Genomic DNA, 15,626 nt, shown 5'->3' on the forward strand with positions numbered 1-15,626 from the left:
GAAAATAAAATAACAAAAGATGAATAAAGAAATTATAGAAAATTTGCGACTTTCAGAGTTGGAAGAAGTAAAGGGAGGTCAAGCATATAGAGATTATCATTGCAGCAGTGGTGCAGAAAAAGTCGTAATAATTGAGGTTCCTACTGAAGATGGTTCAGAAGATTCTGATGGTGCCATTTACAGCTAAACAATGAGCGAAGGGAGAATTAATGCTTTATTAAAAATCTACTTTAGACTTGATGCTCCAATAACAAAGAACAAAGTCATGCCATTACTTGAAATGCAGTTTTGGCATGAGTTTTAACCCCAACCATCATAAAGTGCAATTTCTGATAGTGCTCATTTCAATTTTGGCATAGATTATTAATTACCTAATTTTATACGAAATGCAATATGTTATTTTAAATAGAGCGTACTCGGTGAGAAATGAGGCAACCTGCTCATACATCGTAAGAAAGAATATGTTTGTTAATTCTGAGTAATTATCAGACAATATATACAATTCCTCCATTTCTTGGATATATCATAACCAATATTGGGAAAAGAGTTATGAACAATCTATTGTTGAAATAGGAAAAGACCTCAACATTAATGTCGCAACATTAAAAAGTTTCATGTCTCAAATTGTAGAGCAATCGAGTAAATCTATAACTTTTATGGGGGGAATATTAGTTTTCCCTGAACAGTTATTAATATTTTCAAATCAAAAAGATGATACTCTATATTTTATGTAACAGACTTCTCTCCGAAGAATCCTTATGTGTAATGTTGGCTACAAACACCATTGGAAATAAATTTTATGGTAACAGAGAAAAGCAACACAAATCGCATCTACATCCGCAGCAAGTTCAAGGGAACAGGTGCTGGTAATGAGGAGAAAATACGATTACAATGAGGCGATTACCTTTTTTAGACAATCAGATTCTATGATGTGTGGTACCACTTGCTTACAGATGATATGTAAATATTACGGTAAGAACTTTAGCCAAGCTTTCTTGTCTAGCATATGTTATGCAACTACAGAAGGTATTTCTATGTTGGGAATAAAAGAAGCTGCTGAGAAATTTGGCATTAAAACTATAGGACTTTAATGGAAACATAAGAATACTTCTTTCGCCTATAGGTAATAAGAATATAACGTAAAGTGTGATGTTTGATAGCGATGGAGCAAGTAGTAAGGAAATAAAAGAGGGTGTTTCAAAATAGACTAAAGATATAAATGTAAAATTATAAGGAAATTATCAAAATGGTACAAAAAATGAGGCATATTTTTATGATGATCCTGTTTCTGATGTTTTCCAAAGGAGTATACTCTCAAGTGAGTGTAAGAGGAAACATTATTGATGAAAACGACAAGGAAGTAATTGGATGTTCAGTCAGAATTCTGTCGACAGATTCGACATTCTTGTCTGGCGGCGTAACCAATGATGTGGGTGAATTTCATATTAAAAATATTCAATCGAATAACTTTATCGTTCATCTGTCATATATAGGCTATGAAGACCAATATATTACCTGTAATAATGCATCGGATGATGTTGATATGGGAAAGATTAAACTGATGGTATTGCCAAAGACTTTAGGAGAGGTAAAAGTTGTTGGTAGTAATAAAATTCAGAAAATTGACAGACAGATACTTATTCCTAGTAGTCTGCAACGGAAGGCATCCAGTAATGGACTTTTGTTACTGCAGAATTTAAGTCTTCCACGCATTGAGATTAATTCTATTAACAATAGTATAGAGATGACTACAGGAGGGACAGTTGAATTACAAATTAATGGAGTAAAGGCAAAGCTTCCTGAGGTGAAATCTCTAAGACCAGACGATATAGCAAAGGTGGAATACCATGATAATCCGGGATTGCGTTATGGAAATGTGGGAGCTGTCATTAATATTATTCTGAAACGGAGGAACTCAGGTGGAAATTTCTCAGTCGATTTAACCAATGGCATAAATAAAGTTGGAACAGGAGATTATAATGTTTCCGCTAATTATCATTTTGGAAGTTCGTCTTTCAAGTTTATATCTAATTGGGAACGCAGAGATTTGAAATGGATACGTGAAAATGTTGAAACCTTTAATGGAACTGCAACTCCACTATACAATGTGGAAACAGGCTTGCCTACAAAGGTAAAGTATGACAGGATGAATTTCCTATTAGGTTATGACTATAATAAAAATAACCATCTACTCAGTATTAACTATAGACAGTCATATATGGATATGCCTTATTCCATATCAGACAGAGAATCCGAACTTACAAGTGCTGGACAGGAATATAAAATATCCGATCATGAAAAGTCGAGGGAAAATATACCTTCATTAGATATTTATTACCAGACAGAATTGGCTAAAGGAAAGAATCTGTTTATTGACGTGGTAGGAACCTATATAAAAACTAAGAATAATAGGCATTTTGTTCAGAGAGGAGTAAATTCTGTTGAGGAATATGCATCACAGACAAAAGGTGATAAATATTCGCTCATCGCTGAGGCTATTTATGAGCAAAAGATTAAAAATTCCATGTTATCACTTGGCATAAAACATAATCAGGCCTTCGTTTCCAATAATTATGGTGGAACCATCAATGCGAATATAAGCATGCGAACAGCTGAGACCTATGGGTATGTGGAATTTATGTCTAAGGTAGGGAAATTGGTATACACCATGGGTAGTGGTGTAATGAGAACATATAACAGTCAGGGAGATGTAAGCCAGAGTAAAATTATTTTTCGGCCAACACTTAAATTATCATACAATCTGACCAAGAATTTACTTGTTAGATACACTGGCTATATTTCAGGTTATTCTCCATCATTATCAGATATGAATGATGTGAGTCAGAATATAGATAATTATCAAGTTAGACGAGGAAATCCTAATCTTAAGACAGTAAAATTCGTTTCTAATGATTTGACTATCAACTGGAAGTACAAATGGTTGGATTTGGATTATCTTATCAGATACAGCTTTGATGATAAGCCATTAATGGAAACGACATTGTTCGAGAATAATAAGTATATACGTACAATGGAAAATCAGAGGGGTTTTCATCGATTGCAGAATAATTTAAATCTGAAGCTGACTCCGTTCGGTGAAAATCTTCAGGTTAATATCAGCACATACTTGAACAGATACATAAGTGAGGGAAATAATTATACCCACACCTATTCTGATTTTGGTGTAAATGGTTCTGTTACCTTTTTGAAAGGGAATTGGTTCCTGATGGCCAGTGCCAGCAAAGGGCATAAAATACTATGGGGAGAGACTTTAACCAAGGAGGAGACTCTACATTCAATATCTATCGGCTATAATAAGGATAACTGGGGCATACAAGCTCAGGTGTTGAATCCTTTCAGTAGCAAGTATAGTCAGTATGTAGAGAACTGGTCGAAGCTAGCTCCTTACAGGCAGGATGCTTTTTCGCATGACCTGAACAGAATATTCATGCTTGAAGCATATATCAACGTAGACTTCGGTAAACACAAGAACAATGTAAACAAACGAATAAATAATAGTGATACCAATTCTGGCATTTTGTCAGGAAGCAAATAGAAGGTATAGCTATGATTGATTAGATATTTAATTTATGCGCATTTTAAATATAAAAATAGAGGTAGCTGAAAATCTATAAAAGAGTAAGCATACAACTTTAATCCTTAAAAAAATGGAAAAGAAAATTTTAAAATCAATGGAAAGTATTCCAATGATGTCTGAGAGTGATTTTGACTGTCTTATTCTAAACGATGACCAAGCAGATGAGATTTATGGCGGAAAAGGAAAATGGATATGTGGAGGAGTTTATAATAACTGTGTAAATTGTTAGAATAACTAAATTCACAATTTGAGGGTGCTGGCTTACTTCATAAACTCAGTACCCTCAAATAAATTAAAATATTTTATTATGAAGAATCTAACCAAGCTTAAACTTTCGAAATATGCATTTATGTCTGCTCCTCGCAATGATGTTTATCTTATTTTCTCTGGAAGATCTGGTAAAAATATTAGATTATCCTGTAAGTCATTTGATGCAATTAAACATAATAGGTTAGATATAATATCCGACGATACTCTCTACTTATTAAGGAATGTAAAGGTCCTTGTACCAGAGAATGAAGATGAATTTGCGGAAATTAATAAAGAAAATCATGAGAAATTAAGAAGGCAGGCAAATTTTAGAAAAGAAAATCTTTATTTATCTATTCAGCCATCAGCTTCTTGTCAATTAGCATGTGATTATTGTGGGCAAGAGCACAAAAAGGCTAAAATCTCAGCTGACAACATCCATCTAGTTCTTAACAGAATTAGGATGAAATTGAAAACGCATACATATAAATTATTGGAGATAGGTTGGTTTGGTGGAGAGCCATTGACCGCATGGACAGAAATGCGCCATATAAACCGCAATATAAAAGATCTGACTTCAAGTGAAGATATTCGTTATATAAGTCATATAACTACAAATGGATATGCCCTAACTTTGCACAAATACATTTCATTGAAAAATGAATTTAATTGTAAGCGAATTGAAATAACTTTAGATGGCAGTAAAGAATTTCACGATATCCATCGTTTTACAATTAATCATAGTGGGTCTTTTGATAGAATTTTTTCCAATCTAATTAATATTATAAATAGTCCTGATTACGATAAAGATCAATGTTTTATATCTGTAAGATGTAATGTGGATGAGAAAAATATTGAAGGTGTTATTCCTCTTCTAAAATCCCTTTATGATCATAACGCTCAAGATAAGATATTTTTTTATGTCGCGAATGTTGTCTCTTGGGCTAAGAATGGTGCTGGAGTAGAAAATACTTGGAAAAAGATAGGTGAGAAATCAACTGAATATCTTTTGTATATGTTGGACCATGGTTTTAAAACAGAGATTTTGCCAGAAAGAGAAGGTCCATACATGTGTCTCGGGACAATAAGAGATTCAGAAATGTATGATGCATATGGAAATATCTTTGATTGTTCTGAAACATCATATTCTTCTACCTATTCCAAAGGACCTTTCGCATTAGGAAATCTAAGAAATCAGAAAAATTTGAAATATAATAGCATTCTCAAAGATGTTCCTGAGATGCTAATGAATGGTAAGTTTGAAAAATGTCGTGTCTGTAAATTCTATCCACTTTGTGGTGGATTGTGCCCTCTAGCTTTAGTTGAGAATGAGCCTAGATGTCCATCGTTTATCTATAATATTGAAGATAGAATGCTTATTCAGATGTTGTATAATTATAAGGGGAAAGGAAAGTAATGAATATTTTACAAACATACTATGATGATCGTATACATGAGCATGGATTAGATATTTCTGGAAGATATTTAAATTCTGTCACAAACTGGTTGTCCATTGCGTATAGCTGTTTAACACTGAAAAAGAATAATCAAAAATCACCATTGTTTTTTTATGGTGATTCTGATATTGTGCATATACTTCAGGATTTATTCAAATTGCCATATGATGAATATAATAGTTTTAATAGTCATATCTTAGAGGGTAATAAATATTATTGTCTTCCCAAGATAATAACATATTCTTTACAGAATGCTCCTTTTATCCATATTGATACTGATATATTTGTAAATAATCCATTTCCTCAATATTGGGATAAGTCGGATTTAATAGCTCAACATCAAGAACATGATTCCACCTTTTATAAGTTAGTATATGATTATCTTAAAGAAAGTAAAGTTAAATTATTAGATATCCAGAAAGTTTGCATAGATGGAAGCTATATTAACTCTTATAATCTGGGAATAGTGGGGGGATGTGATATTAATTTCTTTAAAGAGTATATACAATGTATTAAAAAGTTCATGACCATTAATCACAGGAATATGTATTCTGCGGAACAAAAATGTCTTTTTAATGTTGTATTTGAACAGTGGATGTTTTATGCTCTGGCAAAATATAGAAATGAACCTGTATCCACATTTTATCATGAAATTGTAAAAGACTTTGTAATGCCGAATGGCTTTGTCCCTGAAAGGATAGTTAATCAATACCCTATAGATTTTATACATATCATGGAACATAAGAAACATGTGAGATGTAATAGTTTTGTTGCACGAAATATGCTTTTAGAGTTCCCTGACACGTATGAACGAATTTTAAAAGAGTGTTATAAAAATGGAATAGATGTCCCACAGTTATCTGTGCCCAAGAAAGTTACCCAAGATCAATTAAAACAACAAATATTTTTAAATCAAATTAATCAGGATTCATCTTTTTTATTGAATCTAAAATTACAATTATCTCCTTATATTCAGTTTTTAGAACTGTCTAACAAGCAAAAAGAGGTCTTAAAAAAGAAAAATGCAGATGGGAGCAAAATTGGTCAATATCTGAATATTAAAGCTTTTGATGCTTATATGGGGATATACCACAATTATCTTTATTCTAAAAATCTTTCATCAATTCTCTGGAATTTTAAAAGTCCTAGGAATATAGATGATATTTTAAGATCTATCCCTGAGAATAGTAAGAAAGCTTTTATATTCTTTATTAAACAAGCTATCTTTGATAATATATTAATTTGCATATGAATATAATTCAAACATTTTATAGTTATACAGATGGAGACCCTTTATTTGATAACGCAGGTTTTTTAAGTGCTGAATTTAATTGGCTAAGCATTGCTTTAAGTTGCGTTTTATTGAAACAGCATTTTGGAAAGGTTACATTATATTGCAACCATAAAGTCCGTATATTGGTAGAAGAACTTCATATTCCTTATACTAATATTGTTGAAATTCCTGATTTTATGGAAAATTATGAAGGATATAATTTATGGGCTTTACCTAAAGTCTATACATATAGCATGCAGAGAGAACCATTCTTACATGTCGATTGTGACTGGTTTATGTTTGAAAAATTATCTGATGATTTTTTGTCATCGGATTTATTTGCACAGAATATTGAATATGATGATCAGTTTTATAATCGTAAGTGCATAGAGAGATTTATACATGCAGGGGGAGTCGTTCCTCAATGTGTGAATGCAGAATTATCTGCTCCAATTTGTAGGGTCGCTAATGCTGGGATTTTAGGCGGGAATGATATTGATTTTATAAAGAGATATGTTAATCAAGTTTATTCTTTTATAAAGAAAAATGATAGAGTTCTAAAAGTAACGAAAGATGGATTTATAAATTCTTTTTATGAGCAAATGTTTTTTTATACTATGGCGAGGGAGGAAAATAAATCAGTAAACTATTGTACTAGGGGAGATAAGCTTAGTACTAAGTTTGATTGGCTTGATATTGATTTTACATGTAAACCAAAATACGGGTATATGCATTTACTCGCTTCTTTAAAACGATCTATTAATGCTCAGATTTTTGTTTCTCAATACCTTAGAAATATAGCTCCAGATTTATACAAAAATATTATACAAACGTATATTAATCGAGGAGGTCACACTATTATTAACTATTTTGATATATGCTGTGATTTGTGTATAAACAATCTTAGAACAAACGATTTAATATTTTCAGAAACGAAAAAGTATTTAAAGATATATACTCCTATATCAAAAGAAGGTTTAGATTCCTATATTACTAAATCTAATTATAAGGAAGATAATTTGTTATCAAAGATTTTCTGTATAGATTTAATGAGGTATAATGCAGAAAAAAACTTAGTAAAGAATTATCAAGAAATTTGTAGTGTAAATGATAAAAACATCACATTTTTTTGGAAGGAGGATCTTTTAAAGAAAAATAAGTTGAAATTAAATAATCAATTTTCATTCATTGAACTTTCTCAAGATATCTATAAATATCTTTTTCCAAATTACCATTTTCCATCTAGGAATCCTATCATGGCTTTCTTGAAGGATCCATTAATTTTAAAAGTAAAAGATGTTTTGTTAAGGGGAATTGGTGCGGAAATAATTAGATATATGTGGACTGTATCCGAAGCAACTGCCCCTCAAATTATAAACCACATACAATTAGAACTAAAAGATGATGATGTGAGAAGTGACTCAGAGTTGATAATGAAGTATATTATTTCATTTATTACGAACAATGTGTTGCTGTGTGATGAATAATCTCTGAAAATGAATAAGAATTTCATTATTTGTAAACAATATGATTCAATGCAATGTGGGATTGCATGTTTGGCTATGATATGCAAATATTATGGCAAGAAATATTCAATGGATTGTCTTAACCAGTTATGTTTTGCAACTACAGAAGGTGTCTCTCTATTGAGTATTACTAGGGCTGCAGAGACACTTGGATTTAAGACTGTTGGAGCTAGGTGTGAGGTAAGTAATCTGGTTAATAAGAATCTCCCCTGCATCCTCCACTGGAATCAGAACCATTTTGTAGTGCTGTATAAATTGAAGAAAGGCAAGACATTCTATATTGCTGACCCAGGAAAAGGACTCATTAGGTATAAGCTTGAGGAGTTTAAGGAGCACTGGATTAGTACAAAGCAGGACGGAGCGGAGAAAGGAGTAGCTGTGTTCCTATATCCGACGGAAAAATTCTATAAGCGAAAAGACATAGACAGGAGGGAGGAACACCTGTTTAAGTTCCTCTTTGGTTACATCAAAAAGTACAAAAAATACTTTGGGCAGATCGTACTGGGCTTATTTGTAGGTTGCCTTCTGCAGCTTATCCTCCCTTTCCTCACGCAGTCAATCGTGGATGTGGGCATTAAAAACCAGAACATCGGTTTTATATGGCTGATACTCTTAGGGCAACTGATGCTTACCGTGAGCCGTACTGCCATCGACTTTATTCGCCGTTGGCTGCTGTTGCATATTTCGCTGCGCATAAACATCTCATTGGTAAGCGACTTTTTCATCAAACTTTTGAAGCTGCCAATGTCGTTCTTCGATACAAAATTGATGGGTGACCTCATGCAACGCATGGGCGACCACAGTAGGGTGAACACGTTTCTGACGCAACAGACGCTCAGTATCGTATTCTCACTCTTCACCTTTGTGGTGTTCAGCATCGTACTGCTATTCTATAATTGGCTCGTCTTTGCCATCTTCATGCTTGGCAGTCTGCTTTATGGCGGTTGGCTTGCACTCTTCCTCAGGCGCAGAAAGGTACTCGACTACGAACTCTTTGAGCAACAAGCTATCAACAACAATAAAACCTACGAGTTTATCACCTCCATGCAGGAAATAAAGCTCCAAGACTGCGAGCAGCGCAGACGCTGGGAATGGGAAGACGTGCAGGCAGACCTCTTTGGAGTGCAGATGAAATCGCTGAAACTCCAGCAGACACAGGAGGCTGGCAGCATCTTCATCAACGAACTAAAGAACATTGTCATCACGGTAGTGGCAGCAACAGCCGTCATTCATGGACAACTCACGCTGGGTATGATGCTTGCCGTGCAGTACATCATAGGACAACTTAACTCGCCCGTGGAACAGTTGATGAGTTTCTTCTACTCCGTACAAGATGTAAAGATAAGCCTTGAACGTATCAACGAAATCCACCGTATGGACGATGAGAACGGAAAGCAAGGATTGGAAACCTCTGTGAAAGAAGAGGATAAGGGCATAGACCTTGAAAACGTAAACTTCAAATACGACCCACACGCACTGAAGATCATCATTGATGATGTGAGCCTCACTATCCCCAAAGGTAAGGTAACTGCCATTGTGGGCGCATCGGGAAGCGGTAAGACCACCCTCATCAAACTGATGTTAGGCTATTATCCTGTATTGGAAGGACAAATCACCATTGGCGGAACAGATGTGAACACACTCAATAAGAAATGGTGGCGCAGACAATGTGGTGTGGTGATGCAAGACGGTGTCATCTTCTCTGAATCCATTGCACGCAACATTGCCGTTGATGATGGAGAGATTGACAAGGAGCGGTTGCAAAGGGCAGCCGAAATAGCTTGTATTCATAACTATGTAATGGGACTTCCCTTAAAATACAACACTAAGATTGGTCGCGATGGCGTTGGTTTGAGCCAAGGACAGAAACAGCGTATCTTGATAGCAAGAGCCGTGTACAAGAACCCCGATTATATTTTCCTTGATGAAGCCACCAACTCGCTCGATGCCAATAACGAGCGCATGATTGTGGAGCATCTGGATGAGTTCTACAAAGGCAAGACCGTGGTTATCGTGGCTCACCGATTAAGTACGGTGAAGAATGCTGATCAAATAGTGGTATTGGATAAAGGCAAGGTGGTAGAAATTGGCAACCACGAAGCACTCACGGCAAAGCAGGGTGCATACTATAACCTTGTAAAGAATCAATTGGAATTGGGCAACTAACAGCAGAAAGGAATATTATGTCAGACAACAAGATAGAACTCCGTAGCGAGAAAGTAAGGCATATCATTGGCGAGATACCATCAAGGATTGTCCGTTATGGTATCACGATTATCACCATTGTGATGTTGGGACTACTGATAGGCGCATATTTTATACCTTATCCCGAAACCATCAGTGCAAAGGTGCAGATGACAAATGCCTATCAAGGCGCAATAACCATTCCATATAAATATGTGAATACGATAGCAAGAGGAATGACGGCAAACATTGAGTTTGAGGGTTACGATGCAGAAACATACGGAGTTGCAAATGCTGTAATAACAGCCACATCGCATATACCCTTACAAACGGAAGCTGGTAGTGTATTCACGGCACAGGTAAGGATAACGGATTACAAGTATAATCTTGTAAGCGGGATGACAGGCACGGTATCTATACTTGAAAGTAATGAAAGCGTACTTCAAAGGATTGTCAAGAGAATAACAAATATCATATGATTTCCTTTTTAATCGTAATAAAACAGTGAAAGAGAGGAATGTCCAGATTGAGTGTTAAATTTTTATGTCCATATTGCAGTTCAACGGAAATGATTAAAAGTGGGAAGAATAGCAATGATAAACAATACTGCCAATGCAAACATTACTCCAGATATTTTAGGTTCTTCCGTTAAATGAGTGGATGCTTTTCGCATAGCTTTAACGGAAAAACCGAGTTTATTCATTAAACAAAAATACAGTCAAGACTGTCAATGTCTATTCTATTATCACCCTCCAACACCGCACCCTTTTTCATTTTAACACTTCAAAATGTAGATAAGGGTCTGAAAAATCATTACATAATTCAGATTAAAACATCTATAAATAAAGATAAAAACACGTATAAAAAGTAAGTTTACAACTAACAGAAAATCAATTAGTTATAAAGTTGTGTAAGAAAAGGTGCTTAGTTGGACTTCAAAAGGGTGTTAGTACCACTCCAAAAGAGCATCTTTTGGCTTGCAATTAGGTGTCTTTTAGAAGCCAAAAGAGCATGTATTGCAAACGCTACCGAAACCGCAAGGGCAGGCTCTCGGAAAGTGAGATTATGACCATTTTGGTATGCTATCATTTCGGCGCATATCGCAATTTCAAGGAGTATTATTTGAATTGGGTCAAAGGGGTGATGCATCAAGCAGGAACTCTTTGAGAGCCTATTCGGTCAATGTATCCAACTCGTTCATGGGCTCAAGGCTAAGATGAAGAATAAACTGATGGCTATGTGGGACAAAATCATGCTGAGGAAAAGAAACATTATCGAGTGCATTAACGAACTACTCAAGAACAAAGCCAACCTTGTTCACTCAAGACACCGCTCGATACACAACTTTATCATGAACTTGTGTTCTGCCCTTACAGCATACTGCTTCTCTGAGAACAAGCCAGAGGCACTGCCAGTGTATGTGGGAAATCAAGGCAGTTGGAACTTTTATCATGCTAAACTTATCCCGAATTCACGTAACAATAGACAAACCTTTTACAGTGAATAAAGGGTCTATAATAGATATCTCAATAAAAAATAGATAGTAAAAAACTATTCTTTAATTAGATGTGCCAATGCAGAATCAGCCTTGATGCGCTTGACCTCTGCATTCACAAGCGACAATATTTCTTTTTCTCCTTACGATAATTGGCTTCAATAGTTTCTTTGAGATTATCGGAGCCATCTTTGTTTTGAAGTCTGCGATTGTGGATATAGACTGATAAACTTTCATTTCAGCGGAAACTTTAGCAATATCCACGACAATATCGGCATGGAAAATCTTTTGGTCAATACGTTCATCGAAATTATCGGATACTACACCTTCAAACATACCCTGACCCGTTGGCGGAATTAAGGCCGAATTTACCAAGTCTTTTGAAAAGAATTGCATATATTAAGTATTTTTGCGAAATCCGCATATAAGTTGTGCATACGGATTATTAAACTTAGCGTGTTGCTTATTACTAAGTTACAAAACCTCTTTTATATGCAACTTTTCTTGCATATTAATTTATCCTTTAATTTAATTCCGCCAACGAGTTATATATAGTTAATAATATAGCAAATATAGTGAAAATACTAAGGAAATACAAATTTTTGAAAATAAAATAACTATTTTCTTGTTATAAACAATATCTATTTGTATATTTGCGACAAGAAAAGGAAAATGTCATTTTAGTATAATTATCTATCAGACCATACTGTAAAAAGGAGCGGAAGCCGAAAAGCTTACGAGTAGGCCCTAACTTACCTTAATTAGATATGAACATACATACTTTAAAAGTAACGGCAATTCTTTCCGTATTTCTATTTCTTTGTATGCCGACAATGGCACAACAAAGAGGTAAAGATGAGAGCTTAAGGAAAGTCTTAGATAAAATGTTTGCGCACATTGACAAAAATAAAGTGCCAACAGGACTATTAAGAGATTATGCAGAAGAGTATGAAGATCTTGATATATTTACGGGAATAGTGCCCTTAACAGAACATAACGCTGCTGATTATGTAAGATTTGGCTATTTGTTGTCAACAATTAAGTCTGCAGATTTAATAGGTGTAGTAAGTAAAGACATAGATGTTTTTTTCCGTCAAAAAAAATCTTATTATGAGAATAACTCTATATCATTAAGTCTTGCATTGTACAAATATTCTCAAATTAAGGAAAATGCATTAAAAGATGGATTAATAACCTACAAAAACGATCAAGTATATACTACAAATAAAGATCCATATAAGCAAGGTTACCTGTTTGCTTGTAGTTCACTCGTAGAAAACACAACTGAATCTTCTGTTGTCATAAGTTTGCCCCAAAGTAACCTTTTGACTAACATACATTTAAGTAAACTTGAAATAAATATTGGAAATGGCTTTCAGGAAATTGGAGGGAATAAAAAGGTAAAAGCGAATTTACAACAAGGAAGAAATGAAATAATAATAAAGGCAACATTGGATAATGGACAATCATTATTATCCCACATGTTTATAACAAAATTAGAACGTAAGCCTGATGGATTAACAAGATCTTCTGAATACAGCTTTCTCTCCAATCCCCTTTCAGATACAATAGTTATAGACGGAGATGATTATCGTGGTATATCTACAAAAGCAGAAGTTACATATTGTTTATCAGGTGATCATACAACTATTGTGAAACCTTTTATTATTGTAGAAGGCTTTGATCCTAGATTACCTAACAAGCCTAAAGGCTTTACGCATTACAATAATGTCGTTGCTCCAAATTCTTTCTTAGAAATGTTAAGAGAAGGTTTTGGCTATGATCTTGTATATGTAGATTGGAAGAGCTCTGGAGAATATATTCAGGCAAATGCATATACATTGATATCTGTTATTAACTGGATAAATGAGCAGAAAGCTATATCTAATAGCAAAGAAAAAAACACAATAATCGGGCATAGTATGGGAGGGCTTATCATAAGATATGCTCTTAAAACAATGGAGGATAGGAATATCAAGCACCAAACTCAGACTTATATAAGTTATGATGCTCCACATTTAGGTGCTTATGTTCCTTTGGGAGTCCTATATGGTTATAAAGCTATTCGCGACTGGTGCGCAGATAAAAAATTTCTTAAATCTGTAATAAAAACATTTAGTGGTAATAAATTTAATGTGGATGAGTTAATACAATTGGGAAATTCATTGGCATATTCAAGTGCTACAGCCCAATTATTGGTTGATTATGTAAACCCAGAGGGAAATTTGGATAATCGGGAATATATATTATGGCAAAAGGAACTCTCTAAATTAGGATTCCCTAAAGGTGATAATGGGCATGGACTAAACATGTTTGCTATAGCTAATGGTTCATATAAGGAACCGATTATTCCTGATCATTATTTATCAGCCGATGCCAATGCAGGAATAGGCTCACTCGACATTCTAACACCATTAAATCCATTTATTTATGGACTTTCATTGAATGATATAACCGCAGCACTAGTTAGCATGATACCTGGTAAAACAAAGGTAGATGCCGACATAAAAATCTCTCCTGCTAAAAAAGTTGGAGATGAAGTTACTTATTTTAGAATAAAAATTAAGAAAAAATTTCTTTGGATAGGACTCACTATTAGTCACACTAACTTTAGCTTTGATAGATACTATCCCAACATACCGCTCTATGATACTTATCCCAGTTCAAAATACGATGTAAGGGGATTCACAGGTAATCTAGATGGTAATCTTGGAGATAAGTTGAATGTTCCTGATATTCTATTGCAAAGAGATATTTTTGTTAAGCCTAAAGCTATCCCTTTTGTTCCAACCTCTAGTGCCTTGGCTATAGGGTCAGGATTAACTCATAACCCTGAGCTTTATAAAGCTGAACCGCAAAGTATGGCCAGTGCTTTTGGCAAAAACTATTTTGTTAATAATGAAAGTCAAGAACACTCTTCTTTTTTAAAAGAAAAGCAAGTAAATAAGTGGATATTATCAAGGTTCTCTACTCTAATCGTTGGACCTATAAATGCTTATACCAATGCCCAATATTTCTTGACGAACGCTATAGGGGTGACAAGTTGGAGCACAGATAATTCAAAGATTGCGACTATTAATTCAAGTGGAATACTTACCGCAAAGGGGAAAGGAATTTGCTTTGTAGAGGCATCTAATAATGGAATTAAATATAGTATGCCAATAGTCGTAGGTAATCCAAGATACATACTTAAGGGTTCTTACAGTCCAGGAGGCTATTTGCTTAAAGCTGAATGTCTTGATAATGAATTTAAAAACTCACAGGATCTTATAAATGACGCTTTCAAATTCAAATGGGGTATTAAGTATGGCAATAGCCCAATAGAATGGATAGAAAACACTAAACCTGAAATTCTTTTTAGACAAACTTCAGATAACGAATACTGTGTTTGTTTTCTTGAAGTTTTGAATAGTCAAGGCGAACGAGTATCTATGCAAAATATGGAAATCAGTTCTCTGAATATTTATGATATTGAAAATTCTACTTTCTACATAGACAGGAGTGGTAATTTATATGATGGAATAAAAAATAAATATGATTTTGACTATGCCAGCATATATTTCTCTCGCAAGAAAAATATTAGCAAAGCATTTGATGATAGTTCTTGGGATGCCATAACTGCGTTGTCAGTTGATCCTATTGGTAAATATAAAGAAGTTACTATTAACGAGGGAAGTATTCTTTTGAAGGATATGTTTGCAGAAGATGCTATAGAGTATATGAAGGCGCATTCAGAAGAAGGACAACAGTATATTTATACAATTGTACTTCTAAATTATGAAAATAAGTCTTTACAGTATATCCCTATTAGAGTTATCTACAAAAGTGATATTAACAAATAAAG

General features: G+C 34.4%; 10 protein-coding genes and 2 pseudogenes. 11 read left to right on the forward strand and 1 reads right to left on the reverse strand.

Annotation, left to right across the window (positions count from 1 at the left end):
• Positions 1–19: 19 nt before the first annotated feature.
• The 10 genes and pseudogenes from J4861_RS00580 to J4861_RS00625 form a co-directional block, all read left to right on the forward strand.
• A complete protein-coding gene (locus J4861_RS00580; RefSeq protein WP_009012739.1) occupies positions 20–187 on the forward strand; it encodes a hypothetical protein in 168 nt (55 codons plus the stop codon).
• Positions 188–869: 682 nt separating this feature from the next.
• On the forward strand, positions 870–1,091 hold the full coding sequence (locus tag J4861_RS13460) for a cysteine peptidase family C39 domain-containing protein (RefSeq protein WP_083822550.1): 222 nt from the start codon (positions 870–872) through the stop codon (positions 1,089–1,091).
• A gap of 182 nt (positions 1,092–1,273) precedes the next feature.
• The gene (locus tag J4861_RS00590) at positions 1,274–3,556 is read left to right on the forward strand and encodes a carboxypeptidase-like regulatory domain-containing protein (protein ID WP_211816269.1); all 2,283 of its coding nucleotides are present in this window, start codon (positions 1,274–1,276) and stop codon (positions 3,554–3,556) included.
• A gap of 112 nt (positions 3,557–3,668) precedes the next feature.
• A complete protein-coding gene (locus tag J4861_RS00595) occupies positions 3,669–3,827 on the forward strand; it encodes a hypothetical protein (protein ID WP_009012736.1) in 159 nt (52 codons plus the stop codon).
• Between the two features lie 78 nt (positions 3,828–3,905).
• On the forward strand, positions 3,906–5,264 hold the full coding sequence (locus J4861_RS00600; RefSeq protein ID WP_009012735.1) for a radical SAM/SPASM domain-containing protein: 1,359 nt from the start codon (positions 3,906–3,908) through the stop codon (positions 5,262–5,264).
• A complete protein-coding gene (locus tag J4861_RS00605) occupies positions 5,264–6,556 on the forward strand; it encodes a DUF6734 family protein (RefSeq protein ID WP_211816272.1) in 1,293 nt (430 codons plus the stop codon). The genes J4861_RS00600 and J4861_RS00605 overlap by 1 nt, the downstream gene beginning before the upstream one ends.
• Positions 6,553–8,064, forward strand: a complete 1,512-nt coding sequence (locus J4861_RS00610; RefSeq protein ID WP_211816274.1) for a DUF6734 family protein — start codon at positions 6,553–6,555, stop codon at positions 8,062–8,064. The genes J4861_RS00605 and J4861_RS00610 overlap by 4 nt, the downstream gene beginning before the upstream one ends.
• A gap of 9 nt (positions 8,065–8,073) precedes the next feature.
• Entirely contained in the window at positions 8,074–10,269 is a 2,196-nt protein-coding gene (locus J4861_RS00615; RefSeq protein ID WP_211816275.1) for a peptidase domain-containing ABC transporter, read from the forward strand.
• 17 nt (positions 10,270–10,286) lie between these two features.
• On the forward strand, positions 10,287–10,766 hold the full coding sequence (locus J4861_RS00620; protein WP_211816276.1) for an HlyD family secretion protein: 480 nt from the start codon (positions 10,287–10,289) through the stop codon (positions 10,764–10,766).
• 668 nt (positions 10,767–11,434) lie between these two features.
• Positions 11,435–11,745 (forward strand): annotated as a pseudogene (locus J4861_RS00625) (transposase); the annotation flags it as partial.
• 93 nt (positions 11,746–11,838) lie between these two features.
• Here the strand turns inward: J4861_RS00625 and J4861_RS00630 are convergent.
• Positions 11,839–12,130: pseudogene (locus J4861_RS00630) on the reverse strand (conjugal transfer protein TraG); the annotation flags it as partial.
• A 485-nt stretch (positions 12,131–12,615) separates the two neighbouring features.
• Between J4861_RS00630 and J4861_RS00635 the strand changes: the two are divergent.
• Complete coding sequence (locus J4861_RS00635) at positions 12,616–15,624, forward strand: esterase/lipase family protein (protein ID WP_211816277.1); 3,009 nt, start codon at positions 12,616–12,618, stop codon at positions 15,622–15,624.
• The last annotated feature ends 2 nt before the right edge of the window (positions 15,625–15,626 follow it).

This window comes from Prevotella melaninogenica, assembly GCF_018127925.1.
In the GTDB taxonomy this organism is placed as follows: domain Bacteria; phylum Bacteroidota; class Bacteroidia; order Bacteroidales; family Bacteroidaceae; genus Prevotella; species Prevotella melaninogenica_C.

Excerpts from the sequence above, each read along its gene's own strand:
- J4861_RS00635 (WP_211816277.1), top strand. The coding sequence starts at position 12,616 with ATGGCACAACAAAGAGGTAAAGATGAGAGCTTAAGGAAAGTCTTAGAT.
- J4861_RS00620 (WP_211816276.1), top strand. The coding sequence starts at position 10,287 with ATGTCAGACAACAAGATAGAACTCCGTAGCGAGAAAGTAAGGCATATC.
- J4861_RS00615 (WP_211816275.1), top strand. The coding sequence starts at position 8,074 with ATGAATAAGAATTTCATTATTTGTAAACAATATGATTCAATGCAATGT.
- J4861_RS00610 (WP_211816274.1), top strand. The coding sequence starts at position 6,553 with ATGAATATAATTCAAACATTTTATAGTTATACAGATGGAGACCCTTTA.
- J4861_RS00600 (WP_009012735.1), top strand. The coding sequence starts at position 3,906 with ATGAAGAATCTAACCAAGCTTAAACTTTCGAAATATGCATTTATGTCT.
- J4861_RS00605 (WP_211816272.1), top strand. The coding sequence starts at position 5,264 with ATGAATATTTTACAAACATACTATGATGATCGTATACATGAGCATGGA.
- J4861_RS00580 (WP_009012739.1), top strand. The coding sequence starts at position 20 with ATGAATAAAGAAATTATAGAAAATTTGCGACTTTCAGAGTTGGAAGAA.
- J4861_RS00595 (WP_009012736.1), top strand. The coding sequence starts at position 3,669 with ATGGAAAAGAAAATTTTAAAATCAATGGAAAGTATTCCAATGATGTCT.
- J4861_RS13460 (WP_083822550.1), top strand. The coding sequence starts at position 870 with ATGAGGAGAAAATACGATTACAATGAGGCGATTACCTTTTTTAGACAA.
- J4861_RS00590 (WP_211816269.1), top strand. The coding sequence starts at position 1,274 with ATGATGATCCTGTTTCTGATGTTTTCCAAAGGAGTATACTCTCAAGTG.